The following is a 12,457-nucleotide window of genomic DNA, read 5'->3' as shown; positions in this document are numbered from 1 at the left end:
GCGGGAAACGAGACTCGAACTCGCGACCCCAACCTTGGCAAGGTTGTGCTCTACCAACTGAGCTATTCCCGCTAAATTTCGTGAAACAGTTTAATGACTTCTTCAGGTCACTCAAAAGCCCGTAATTTCCACTACAACGCTTTCGAGAAGAAAGTGGCATCCCGTAGGGGACTCGAACCCCTGTTACTGCCGTGAAAGGGCAGTGTCCTAGGCCACTAGACGAACGGGACGCTATTCTTTCGAATGACGACTACATACTTCCATCATTCAAAACTTGGTGGAGCCTAGCGGGATCGAACCGCTGACCTCAACACTGCCAGTGTTGCGCTCTCCCAGCTGAGCTAAGGCCCCGAAAACTTTTATTTGCTGGCGACTGGTGCCGCCTGTCTCCGTGGCAGTGCCCGAAGAACGAGGCGCATTCTATGGAGCGACCAACATGCTGTCAAGCACTCAAAAAAAATTGAATCCAAACTTTCGGGTATAAGACCCGGTGACACTTAGATGAAAAAGGCAGACGACGTCTGCCCCTTTCTATCTAAACCCTGAATTAATCAGGCAAATTCCAGCGCCTTGAACTCTTTTTCCAGTCGCTTGGTTTCTTTTTTGGATACGCCACCCAGCACTTCAATCGCATGACGCAGGCGGGCACGGGACATATCCGGGCCGATAATCGCCATGGAGTCCATGACAGACCAGGAGTTCGGGGTTCCGGCAACGGATACAAAAATCGGCTGCATCAAATCGCCCATTTTCAGACCCAGCGCTTTGGTCATGGCTTTGATATCGGCGAAGATATTGTCTTTGGTCCAGACCCGCTGTTGCTCCAGACGCCACAGTACAAACTGCAGCACTTTCTTCACTTCAGTCGGTTCCAGTTTCTTGTGAGCAAAGTCCGCTTCAGTCAACGGCAGCTTACCGGAGAACATAAAGGATGCCATCGGAACAAAGTCACTCATCTTCTCTACCCTTTCCTTGGCAAAGGGCAGGAACTGCATGATGTAGTCCTTGTTCAGCAGCCACTGGTGCAGACGATCCGCAAAGTCTTCCTCGGACAGGTTTTCACGAATCCAGCTGCCATTCAGCCAGCCGAGCTTTTCCTGATCGAAGATCGGGCCACCCAGGGAAACCCGTTTGATATCAAAGTTCTCTACCATTTCGGCAAAGGTAAACTTCTCACGCTCGTCCGGCATGGACCAGCCCATACGGCCCAGATAGTTCAGCAGCGCTTCCGGCAGGAAGCCCATATCACGGTAGTAGGTAATGCTGGTCGGGTTCTTGCGCTTGGACAGCTTGCTCTTGTCCGGGTTACGCAGCAACGGCATATGACACAGCTGAGGCATCTCCCAGCCAAAGTATTCATACAGCAGCTTGTGCTTGGGCGCAGAGTTGATCCACTCTTCACCACGCAGAACATGGGTAATACCCATCAGATGGTCATCGACCACATTGGCCAGGTGATAGGTCGGCATGCCATCAGCCTTGACCAGCACCTGCATATCAACCTGATTCCAGTCGATTTCGATGTTGCCACGCAGCATATCATCTACGGTGCAAGTACCCTCGGCCGGTACTTTCATCCGAACCACATGAGCCTCACCGGCAGCAACCCGGCTTTCCACCTCATCCTGGCTCAGGTGCAGGCAGTGGCCGTCATAACCCTGGGCTTCCTTGTTTTCAGCCTGACGCTGGCGCAACCCGTCCAGACGCTCGGAAGTACAGAAGCAACGAAAGGCATGACCTTTATCCAGCAGGATCTGGGCGTGCTCATCATAGATTTCACGGCGCTCACTCTGGCGGTAGGGGCCGTGCTCACCACCGGCATCAGGACCTTCATCCCAATCCAGACCCAACCAGCGCAGAGAATCCATAATCTGCTTCTCGGATTCAGGCGTACTGCGTGCCTGATCGGTATCCTCGATCCGCAGAATAAACTGGCCGCCGTGCTGACGGGCAAAAGCCAGGTTGAAAAGAGCGATATACGCGGTGCCCACATGAGGGTCACCCGTGGGTGACGGAGCAACCCGGGTACGTACTGTCATAGCGAGAGTCACACTGAGTGATTTGAAAGGTGCGTATTATAGGAGGAAGCAATGAGGCATGTAAGCCGGTACACAAACCAACCTCTATATAATCAGTAATATTTCTCCCGGAATGAGTACTCTCCCTGTCAGAGCAGGAATCAAGCTATGCTTTGCTTTATGAAAAAGAGAGCACTGCTGTTTCTTGCAATAAATATTTTTAGCTACCCCTCCAGAGCAAATACACCTGATGAGTGCTCTGCAGCTATCAGTGCTAATGCAGGGGTAATTTTATGGTTAGTACAGGTTATATCAGCCCACAATGTTGCCAGATAATTTCTATCCCAGCAGCTATTGAGCCAACTTACCCTTTGCCAACAATCATTTTGGGCCGTGATATTGCCAATAACCCGGTTATTCCTGAATGGCTAAATCAGCCTCATCATCGATTGACCTGTACTACCCGGGATCTTCCCAATTATGGCATGATTGATTTTTGCTGCCTTTGCAGCCGCAAGCGCAAAGTCCTTGAATTTCCCCCTGAGCAGCCTACGGTCAAGTCAGTTAAAAAGCTCAACAGCCCTACTCCATTTATCTTTACGTCCGAGCCTTTAACCTCTTCAATTGCGTATGACAGTGAGCCTGAAAAGAGTATGCAGATAGATTGAGATTACATTCTGGTCATCAGCACCTGTTTCCAAATACAAGCTGCCAAGTCGTGACCCGAAACTTCACGGATACTCACTATTAAAGGTTGTTTTAGGAGGTAAGCACCACTGATACTCTGTAAACAGCCGATTCTCCGGTGGTTTTTCAAAATATTGATATTTGGAAAAGTAATCCAGAAAATCCACTGCATACTCCCCCTGAATAAAACTGTGATAGGCCGTAAATCCGGCAGCCCAGTCACACACCCTGGGTGCACATTCCAGCTTGCGGGCTCTTTTAACGACCCAGCTCAAGTCTTCACCCGATGATAAAAATGCCGGCTCAGCAATACCTTCAGTTGAACCATGACGATAACGACTGACACAGGTATTTATGATTTTCAAAAACATCGGATGGCGTGCAACAGCACCAAAGTATCCATTTTCATAAGTCAGCAGATTCAGCCGTAACCCGCTGGCCGAAAACATCTTGCCAAAAGCACACTTAACCCGTAAGTCGACATCCAGATAAATTCCACCATAGAGGTATATTCCCAACCAGCGAATAAGATCTGATGCATTGGCAAAATTGGAATAACACCCATGACTCTCACGTGAAACTGCCGCAGCATATTGCGTCACGTCAATTTCAGCCAGGGCTTGAGCCTTTCCATATAACTCGGAGAGGTCATGATGACACTTCAGCAATTCCGGGTGCTCTGAAAAGCAGCTGATATTATTGGTCCAGCAAAAACCGGTGTAATCCGGGTTTAGTTTCAGGCAGTACTTGATATTCCAGGCAAACTGGCCGGGAATCTTTTTACCAAGCCAGATCCAGTGAATATTTTTCGGTAATGCAGGCAATGCGACACACCGGAAAAAATAAAAAACAGGTTACGGATTATAGCCAAACAGCAGTTACCATCCGGCTTCAGGTCATTGCACCAATACGACAGGGGTTTTATGCTCATTTCCGATTAAAGTTATTGATCCGACTGCAATGAATAAAAAAAACGTACTGATCACTGGCTGCTCTACCGGCATTGGACAGGCACTGGTTCTCGCCTTTCATGATAAAGGCTACAAAGTTTGGGCTACTGCCAGGAGTCTGAAAAAACTGGATGCCTTAACCAGAAAGGGGATTCATGTACTTGAGCTGGATGTAAATGATCCTGCTGCAATCGAGACGGCTGCAGGCACAATACAACAACACGACGGACAGCTCGACATCCTGGTCAACAATGCAGGCTATGGTGCCATGGGGCCTTTAATTGAGGTGACCGAAGAGGAGCTGAAGCAACAGTTTCAAACCAACGTGTTTGCTCCAATGAAAGTAGTACAGACTTTTCTGCCGTTACTTCTGAAGAATCAAGGAACAGTGATTAACATTGGCAGTATCTCCGGTGTGCTGGCCACCCCGTTTTCAGGTGCATATTGCGCCTCCAAAGCGGCCATCAACACACTTTCAGATGTATTGAGAATGGAGCTAAAACAATTGGGCGTTAATGTTGTTACAGTCCAGCCCGGCGCCATTCAGTCAAACTTCGGCTCAACAGCAACCGAAAGTCTGAGCCGACTCAAACCCGGGTCTGCCTATACAGCAATAGAATCGGCCATCAAGGAGCGGGCGATGGCCTCCCAGAAGAACCCGACGACGGCGGAAGAATTTGCCGACATCCTTGTCAGTAAAATTGAATCGGGCAAGTCGTTGAATATCGTCAGAATTGGTAATGGCAGCCGGGCGCTCCCAGCGCTTAAACGCTGGCTTCCTGTTAGCCTGCTGGAGCGCATACTGGGGCGGCTGTTTAAACTTGACCGGCTGCGAAACTGATAAATCAGCTCATTACCACTTGCTCTGACTTATCCAGCACCATATCGATATGAGGAATATTATCTTCCAGATATTCCTCGGAGACCTGAACAAACCCGAACTGGCGGTAAAAGCGGGTCAGGTAGCTCTGTGCACCGATCTTGATATTCTCATTTGGCCACAGTCGGTCAGCCTGTTCCAAGGCCTCTGCAACCAACAAATGTCCCGAGCCATTGCCCCTGAATGTACGATCAATAGCAATTCGACCCAGACTGACAGAAGGATAGGTAACGCCTGCAGGTAACAGGCGGGCACACGCCACCAGCTGACCCTCGTGATATCCCAGCAAGTGATGAACATCTGCCTGACGATCATGGTTATCCAGTTCAGGGTAAGGGCATTCCTGCTCTACCACAAATACATCGACTCGTAGCTTGAGCAGGTCATACAATTGCCCTGTCGTCAGTTGAGCAAAAGGAAGACAGAACCATTCAAGATCATTATTTTTGTTCATCATTCATGTACCCGAAAAGACAGCCGGTTATGCCAAAACGACATGAGACCATGTTGCCGAATTAATCAGGTACAGAACATCAGTAACTACACGCGGTTCTATACTTCTGTTACGAACTCGAAAGTGTCTCCCAACAAGTGAGACTGACTGAATTCAACCGGTGTCCCGTCCGCCAGCACACCGTTACGCTCCATATAGATCACCGGGCTACCCGGCTCAATCCCCAGGTAATCGGCATAGGATGCTTCCAGCGCTACCGCCCGCAGGCGCTGAACAGCTTTCACCGGACGTACCCCGACAGCAGCCAGCGCTTCATACAGAGAGCCGGAAACATCAAAAGGTGAGTTCAGAAATTTACGCGGCACAACGTCATACTCCAGCGCAACCGGCTTGTCATCAGCCATTCGAACTCTGAACATCCGCACCACTTCATCATTGGCTTCCAGCCCGAGCTTTTCCTGCTCTTCTACTGTTGCCAGCCCTACCCCGCGATCAATCCAGCGGGAATCCGGCTGTTTTTCTACCGACTCAATGACTTCTGAAAAGCTGCGGAGCCGATCCAGCGAGTGAACCATCCGCTCAGTAACAAAGGTGCCCACTCCCTGTTTCTGCATCAGCAGACCGATATTGGCCAACTCATCGATTGCCCGTTTAACCGTGACCCGGGATACTTTCATGTAATTGGCAATTTCTCTCTCTGCCGGCAACACCTGCCCCCGCTGCAGTATTCCTTCTTCGATGGCCTGTTGAATCAGGTTCTGCAACTGGAGATACAGAGGGGTATGATTATCCCGCAGAATGTTCGGATCACCGAAAACCTGCTGTAACAAACTGGGCTGCAACTTCACATCACTCATACCTAAAGTCCCTCTTCCCTCGACAAAACCGTAATTGCCCGCCGGGGTTAAACCTGCCCCAAACTTCAGCACAAGCAACAATATCAAACATCAGCACAACTCAGACAGCGCCATTTAAACACAACAATACCAATAAAATACCAATCTAGACCATTATAGACACAATCTCGAACATATTCGAAACCCTCCAAACAACCCCTGTCCGGCCACTGTAGCGGGATCCGCCCGGGTTCTGGTGAAAGCATCAAAATATGCCACACTTCAATGTGTGAAAACGGCATACAGCGGCTATCTTAATGAGTATGCCGTCTGGTTGTAACCGTTATAACCGACTGATTTCCCAAGGCTGTACGGCTTTGAGCATGCCTTTTTCAGCCACTGGAAACAACACGGTTTTTGGCGCCTGAAAAACAGTCGTTGAAACTTATTGGTATTTTACAGGTCTATAATTATTGCAAAACACCATACCAATGGAATACCATTAAAGCATATTCACTGGATGCACAGGCTGAGGACCCCCCTTTTCAGGCTTCGCGTCCATTTAACAGCAGAGAGATACCCCCATGATTCGTCTCGCCATCAATGGTTATGGCCGCATTGGCCGCAACGTCCTTCGCGCTCTGTACGAGTCTGATCGTCGCAGCGAATTCCAGATCGTTGCTATCAACGACCTGGGCGACGCCAAGACCAATGCTCACCTGACCCGTTACGACACTGTTCACGGCCGTTTCAACGCTGAAGTTGAAGCCGGTGACGGTGCCCTGTTCATCAACGGTGACGAAATCCGCACTCTGAGCGAGCGCAACCCGGCTAACCTGCCGTGGAAAGAACTGGACGTAGACGTTGTCCTGGAATGCACCGGTCTGTTCCGTTCCCGCGAAACCTGCCAGCCTCACCTGGATGCCGGCGCCAAGAAAGTAATCGTTTCTGCTCCGGGCAAGGACGTTGACGCGACTATCGTTTACGGTGTCAACCACGACATCCTGACTTCCGATATGACCGTTATCTCCAATGCTTCCTGCACCACCAACTGCCTGGCACCGATTGCCAAGCCGCTGAACGACAGCCTGGGCATTGAAAGCGGTGTGATGACCACCATCCACGCTTACACCAACGACCAGCGTCTGAGCGATGTATACCACTCTGACCTGTACCGTGCCCGTGCTGCTGCACAGAACATGATCCCGACCGCTACCGGTGCTGCTGCCGCTGTAGGCTTGGTTGTTCCTGAGCTGAAGGGCAAGTTCGACGGCATGGCTGTTCGTGTACCGACCGTTAACGTTTCTCTGGTTGACCTGAGCTTCGTTGCCGAGCGTGACACTACTGTTGAAGAAGTTAACGAAATCATTGGTATGGCTGCACGTCAGGAGCCGATGAGCACTGTACTGCACTACAACACCGAGCCGCTGGTTTCCATCGACTTCAACCACAGCCCGTTCTCTTCCAACTTTGATGCGACCCAGACCCGCGTACAGGGTCGTCTGGTCAAGGTTATGTCCTGGTACGACAACGAGTGGGGCTTCTCCAACCGCATGCTGGACACCTCCAAGGCCCTCATGCAGGCGTAAGCGCCTCTCGTCTGATATTTAATTCAGCGAACCCGCTCCGGGTTGCACATTATGTGCAACCCGGATTGTGTTTACAGGATTCCCCCCGATGACTGCTTCCAATACTCCTATGCTCCGTCGTACAAAAATTGTTGCCACTCTTGGCCCTGCCAGTGAATCCCGTGAAGCCCTGACCAAGCTGATTCGTGCCGGCGTTAACGTCGTTCGCATGAACTTCTCTCACGGCGAACCCGAAGAACACCAGCAGCGCGCTGACCTGGTACGTGAGATTTCTGCTCAGGAAGGCCGTAACGTTGCCATTCTGGGTGACCTGCAAGGTCCTAAAATCCGTATCGCCCGTTTCAAGGACGGTGCTATCGAGCTGCCGGACGGTGCTCCGTTCATTCTGGACGCAGAACTGGGCAATCACGACGGTGACGAAAAGGCCGTTGGTATCGCTTACAAGACCCTGCCGAACGACTGCAAGCCTGGCGACGTGCTGCTGCTGGACGACGGCCGCATCACCATGAAGGTTGTCGATATTTCCGGCGCCCGCATTCACTGTGAGGTTCTGAACGGCGGCAAGCTGTCCAACAACAAGGGCATCAACCTGGCCGGTGGTGGTCTGTCTGCGCCGGCACTGACCGACAAAGACAAGAACGACATCAAGCTGGCTGCCAAGATTGATGTTGATTACCTGGCGGTTTCCTTCGTTCGCTGCAAGGAAGATCTGGAAGAAGCACGCAAACTGCTGGCGGAAGCCGGTGGCAGCGCAGCTATCCTGTCCAAGATCGAGCGTGCTGAAGTTATCCACCAGCCGGGCCGTCTGCAGGAAGTTATCGAAGCTTCCGACGCTATCATGGTTGCTCGTGGTGACCTGGGTGTAGAAGTGGGTGACGCTGAACTGGTTGGCGCCCAGAAAGAAATGATCGAGATGGCTCGTCGTCTGAACCGTCCGGTTATCACTGCAACCCAGATGATGGAATCCATGATCGAAAACAGTCTGCCGACCCGTGCAGAAGTTTTCGACGTAGCGAACGCTGTACTGGATGGCACCGATGCTGTCATGCTGTCTGCTGAAACTGCAACCGGCAAGAACCCGCACGTTGTTGTTGAAGCAATGGAGCGTATTGCCCTGGGCGCCGAGAAGCACCCGAGCGCGACTGTTTCCAAGCACCGCATGGAATTCGACTTCGAAAGCAGTGACGAAACCATCGCACTGGCCAGCATGTACGCGGCTAACCACCTGAAGGACATCAAGGCGATCGTTTGCCTGACCAAGTCCGGCCGTACTGCTCTGTGGATGGCTAGCATCAACTCTGCGCTGCCGATCTTTGCCCTGAGCCGTCACGAAGAATCCCGTCGTCGCATGGCCCTGTACCGCGGTGTACACAGCCTGCCGTTCGACGTGAAGAGCGACAGCCCTGACGTTGAAGAACAGGCGCTGGCAGCTCTGAAAGAAGCCGGCCACCTGGCTGCAGGCGACAAGGTTATCCTGACTCGCGGCTTCAGCGACAGCAGCACCAACACTCTGAAGATTCTGACTGCTTAATCTTCTGTTGTTGCACGCTTATATTCACCGGTAAGCCTTATGGCTTACCGGTGACTTTTACAAAAATCCTTCCCATCACTCTGAACCCTGATCCGCTCTAAAGCGTCACGCCGGTTTTAAAGATCGCCAGATCCCGGTAACCATTCCGCTCGTTATTCACCTGCTCACCATTGGCAACAGCTATCACCTTATCGACAAGTCCTGCCACTAGCTTGTCCATATCGATGGTTCCATCCACCAGCCCACCGGCATCATAATCAATCCAGTGCGGTTTTCTTGCCGCCAGACCGGTATTGGTTGATATCTTCAATGTGGGAATAAAGCCACCGTAAGGCGTTCCTCTCCCGGTCGTAAACAGCACCATATGACAGCCTGCCGCCATCAGAGCTGATGTTGCAACCGAATCATTACCCGGTGCACTTAACAGGCTAAGCCCGGAGCATCGCAACCGTTCACCATAATCGAGAACATCCATAATCCTGGCATCACCGGATTTCTGGGTGCACCCGAGGGATTTTTCTTCAAGCGTGGTTATGCCACCTTCCCTGTTACCCGGCGACGGGTTTTCGTAGATCGGCTGGTTATGTTGAATAAAATAACCCTTGAAGCCATTGATCATTCCTACAATATCTTCAAAAACCTGTTGACTTGCCGCACGCGCCATCAACAACTGTTCAGCGCCAAACATCTCCGGTACTTCAGTCAGCACCGTAGAGCCCCCTCTGGCAACCAGCCAATCCGAAAAACGCCCTACCAGTGGATTGGCAGTAATGCCTGAAAGCCCATCAGAACCACCGCATTCCAGTCCGACTTTCAGTTCGCTAACCGGAACCGGTTGGCGCTGATCATCCTGCATCTGTCGATAAAGCTGCTCCAGTAACGCAACGCCCTCTTCTATCTCATCCGAGGCATCCTGTACCTTTAAAAAACGCACCCGACGTTCATCATGATCGTCCAATGACTTTCGAAATACATCCAGCTGATTGTTTTCACACCCAAGACCCAGCACCAACACACCACCGGCATTGGGATGATGAACCATATCCTGCAGGATGGTACGGGTATGCTGCAGATCATCTCCCAACTGAGAGCAGCCATAGGCATGAGACAGCACGTGAACACCATCAATGTCATCAGGCTTGTGACGACTCAGGAACAGCTCCGCCATCATTCGTCCACAGCCGTTTACACAGTTGACGGTAGGAATAATCCAGAGTTCATTTCGAATACCAACAAGACCACTTCTACGCCTGTAAGCCTTCACATAACGATCTGATTGGATGCTATGCAGCCTGTCCGCAATTCCGGGTTGCCAGTGGTAATCCTGTTGAGCTTCAAGCCCGGTCACAAGGTTATGACTATGAACCCAGCTCCCGGTTTCTATGTGGCAACTGGCATAACCTACAGGCATTCCATAACGAATAACCTGCTCACCCTGCCTTACCAACTCCAGAGCGAGCTTGTGTCCCTGTGGTATTTTTTCCCGCAGTGGAATGTTTTTTCCAGACACATTCATTGCCAACCCCTGAGCAAGAGGCTTCAGCGCAATGGCAACGTTATCCTTTGGATGTGTTACGTAACAGCTACCCTGCAGCTCTACAGGGCGATCACTGATCGTTTTCACCGGCATGATGCTCCGACAGCTATCTTTCAGACAAATCGTCTGATTAGGAAATTTCCAGTAGATAACAACAGCAATCTTACTACTTTTAGAAATGCCGGCTGAAAAAACACTGCCTGCAATCGTTTGATTGTGACCCGCGTTCTGCTCATTGATGGGTGGGCATAAAGTAAAAGTCGGCCAGGTAATAACCCGCCTGCCAAGCGTATAAACCGGTCAGGAATGGCTCATGCAACAACAACTGACAACTGCAAGCCTTATTCGAAACCAACAGGTTATGCTGCTGATTGCCTGCCTGCTGTTTGTTGCAGATGCGCTGGCGGCCAAGCGCCTGACGCTGAAAATGGCGCACAACCTGAACCAGCACCATACAGTACACAGAGCCGCAGTGTTTATGGACGAGCAACTTAACCAGATGTCTGAAGGTATGCTGCGCCTCCGTATCTATCCCGGAAGCCAAATGGGTGATGCAACCGACACCCTGCAAATGGTTCAGCAGGGCGTACTGGATATGACCAAATGCACGGCCAGCGATCTTGAGTCATTTGACCGGACCTTTGCAGTGTTCAATCTGCCATATCTGTTTGAAAACCGGGAACACTTCAACAACGTCGTTTATGGCCCGCTTGGACGGGAAATCATGCAGGCACCGGCCAAAAAAGGTTTTATTGCCATAGCAGCCTACGAAGCAGGCACCCGTAGTTTTTATGCCCGCAAGCCGATTCGAACCCCTGATGATCTGAAAGGGATGAAAATACGGGTACAGCCCAGTCCGACAACAATCGAGATGATTCGCCTGATGGGTGGTGCTCCCGTTCCTGTTCCTTTCGGAGAAACCTATACCGCCCTGCAACAGGGTGTTGTCGATATGGCCGAGAATAACGCGCCTTCCTATGTCGACACCCGTCATTACGAAGTAGCCAGGTACTTCTCGGAAGATGAACACACATCCATACCCGATTACCTGATCATTTCCGTCAGTAGCTGGAAGGAGAAACTCTCCGACCAGCAGCGAACCATGCTGCAAACCGCAGCAGAAAGATCTGAAGCCTATCAGCGCCAGTTATGGAATGACGCTGTACAGCAAGCCCGAAATACCGCCCGGAAAGCCGGTGTCAGTTTTATCGAGGTCAACAAAAAGCCGTTTCGGGATGCTATCGCGCCGTTGTATCAAAAGTTTTCCAGAGACCCCGAACAGGCGAAGCTATTGCAGAGGATCAGAACGACCGGAACCCCCGCGCTCGAACAAGAATCTCAAATTCCACCAGCCCATCCGGCAGAAGCAGCTGCAGGGGCATAGATCAATTGAACGTGGCTGGAGCAAGATATGAATATTCAGGCCGCCAAAAATATCATTGATCGTTTGATCGCCGTGCTGGTTGTTTCTGCAATGGCATTACTTGTATTCGCCGTTATCTGGCAGGTGCTGAGCCGCTTTCTTCCGGTTACACCCAGCACTGTTACCGAAGAACTGGCCCGTTTTTTAATGCTGACAGTCGCCATGCTGGGGGCAGCCTATACCACGGGACAGAAAAAACATCTTGCTATCGACCTTGTCAGCTCCCGCCTCAAGGGCAGAAACCGCCGTATTGCAGACCTGCTCTACCATTTGGTTATTGCCTTGTTCGCTCTACTGGTCATGGTGATTGGTGGCATCCGGTTTGCAACAACTACCCTGACCCTCGGCCAGCTGTCTCCGGCTCTGGGTATTCCCGTCGGGCTGGTTTACTGCATCATTCCTTTGGCTGGGGCCTTTATTGTGTTCTATAGCCTGCTGTTTCTCTTTGAATGTTTATGGTCAACCCATTATGCCGAGCATTCGAATACAACCGTAACAGTGCCGACAGAGAAAAAACCGGCAAGATCATGCTGATCCGACATAGCCGGGAAC

At 51.1% G+C, this 12,457-nt stretch carries 11 protein-coding genes and 3 tRNA genes; 6 read left to right on the top strand and 8 right to left on the bottom strand.

The window, feature by feature from the left end; translation table 11 throughout:
- The 4 genes from ACYZZ0_RS22090 to gltX form a co-directional block, all read right to left on the bottom strand.
- Nucleotides 1–72, bottom strand: a tRNA-Gly gene (locus ACYZZ0_RS22090).
- Nucleotides 73–154: 82 nt separating this feature from the next.
- Nucleotides 155–230 (bottom strand) — tRNA-Glu (locus tag ACYZZ0_RS22085).
- Nucleotides 231–275: 45 nt separating this feature from the next.
- Nucleotides 276–351: transfer RNA gene (locus ACYZZ0_RS22080), tRNA-Ala, on the bottom strand.
- A gap of 200 nt (nucleotides 352–551) precedes the next feature.
- Nucleotides 552–2,039 carry a glutamate--tRNA ligase gene (gltX, locus tag ACYZZ0_RS22075; RefSeq protein WP_461538836.1) on the bottom strand — a complete coding sequence of 496 codons (1,488 nt, stop codon included), beginning with the start codon at nucleotides 2,037–2,039 and terminating at the stop codon, nucleotides 552–554.
- A 350-nt stretch (nucleotides 2,040–2,389) separates the two neighbouring features.
- On the opposite strand from gltX, the gene ACYZZ0_RS22070 reads away from it, so the two are divergent.
- Complete coding sequence (locus tag ACYZZ0_RS22070; RefSeq protein ID WP_461538835.1) at nucleotides 2,390–2,686, top strand: hypothetical protein; 297 nt, start codon at nucleotides 2,390–2,392, stop codon at nucleotides 2,684–2,686.
- Nucleotides 2,687–2,749: 63 nt separating this feature from the next.
- On the opposite strand, the gene ACYZZ0_RS22065 is transcribed toward ACYZZ0_RS22070, so the two are convergent.
- Nucleotides 2,750–3,529 carry a glycosyltransferase gene (locus tag ACYZZ0_RS22065; protein ID WP_461538834.1) on the bottom strand — a complete coding sequence of 260 codons (780 nt, stop codon included), beginning with the start codon at nucleotides 3,527–3,529 and terminating at the stop codon, nucleotides 2,750–2,752.
- 136 nt (nucleotides 3,530–3,665) lie between these two features.
- Here ACYZZ0_RS22065 and ACYZZ0_RS22060 point away from each other — a divergent pair, with 136 nt between their 5' ends.
- Nucleotides 3,666–4,496: an SDR family oxidoreductase gene (locus ACYZZ0_RS22060; RefSeq protein WP_461538833.1), complete on the top strand. Its 831-nt coding sequence runs from the start codon at nucleotides 3,666–3,668 to the stop codon at nucleotides 4,494–4,496.
- Between the two features lie 4 nt (nucleotides 4,497–4,500).
- Here ACYZZ0_RS22060 and ACYZZ0_RS22055 read toward each other — a convergent pair whose 3' ends face one another.
- A complete protein-coding gene (locus ACYZZ0_RS22055; protein ID WP_461538832.1) occupies nucleotides 4,501–4,992 on the bottom strand; it encodes a GNAT family N-acetyltransferase in 492 nt (163 codons plus the stop codon).
- A 95-nt stretch (nucleotides 4,993–5,087) separates the two neighbouring features.
- Nucleotides 5,088–5,846, bottom strand: coding sequence for a GntR family transcriptional regulator (locus tag ACYZZ0_RS22050; protein ID WP_461538831.1), 759 nt, complete (start codon nucleotides 5,844–5,846; stop codon nucleotides 5,088–5,090).
- Between the two features lie 563 nt (nucleotides 5,847–6,409).
- On the opposite strand from ACYZZ0_RS22050, the gene gap reads away from it, so the two are divergent.
- Together gap and pyk are read left to right on the top strand one after the other, a co-directional pair.
- Nucleotides 6,410–7,414 (top strand): type I glyceraldehyde-3-phosphate dehydrogenase, encoded by a 1,005-nt coding sequence (gap, locus tag ACYZZ0_RS22045; protein ID WP_461538830.1) that lies wholly within the window; start codon nucleotides 6,410–6,412, stop codon nucleotides 7,412–7,414.
- Nucleotides 7,415–7,502: 88 nt separating this feature from the next.
- Entirely contained in the window at nucleotides 7,503–8,945 is a 1,443-nt protein-coding gene (pyk, locus tag ACYZZ0_RS22040; RefSeq protein WP_461538829.1) for a pyruvate kinase, read from the top strand.
- Nucleotides 8,946–9,042: 97 nt separating this feature from the next.
- Here the strand turns inward: pyk and ACYZZ0_RS22035 are convergent, their stop codons facing one another.
- Entirely contained in the window at nucleotides 9,043–10,575 is a 1,533-nt protein-coding gene (locus tag ACYZZ0_RS22035) for a UxaA family hydrolase (protein WP_461538828.1), read from the bottom strand.
- A 220-nt stretch (nucleotides 10,576–10,795) separates the two neighbouring features.
- On the opposite strand from ACYZZ0_RS22035, the gene ACYZZ0_RS22030 reads away from it, so the two are divergent.
- Nucleotides 10,796–11,866 (top strand): TRAP transporter substrate-binding protein, encoded by a 1,071-nt coding sequence (locus ACYZZ0_RS22030; RefSeq protein ID WP_461538827.1) that lies wholly within the window; start codon nucleotides 10,796–10,798, stop codon nucleotides 11,864–11,866.
- 27 nt (nucleotides 11,867–11,893) lie between these two features.
- The gene (locus ACYZZ0_RS22025) at nucleotides 11,894–12,439 is read left to right on the top strand and encodes a TRAP transporter small permease (protein ID WP_461538826.1); all 546 of its coding nucleotides are present in this window, start codon (nucleotides 11,894–11,896) and stop codon (nucleotides 12,437–12,439) included.
- The last annotated feature ends 18 nt before the right edge of the window (nucleotides 12,440–12,457 follow it).

The organism is Spongorhabdus nitratireducens (assembly GCA_947387575.1).
GTDB lineage: Bacteria > Pseudomonadota > Gammaproteobacteria > Pseudomonadales > Endozoicomonadaceae > CANDOC01.
This window is presented reverse-complemented; position numbering and strand designations above follow the sequence as displayed.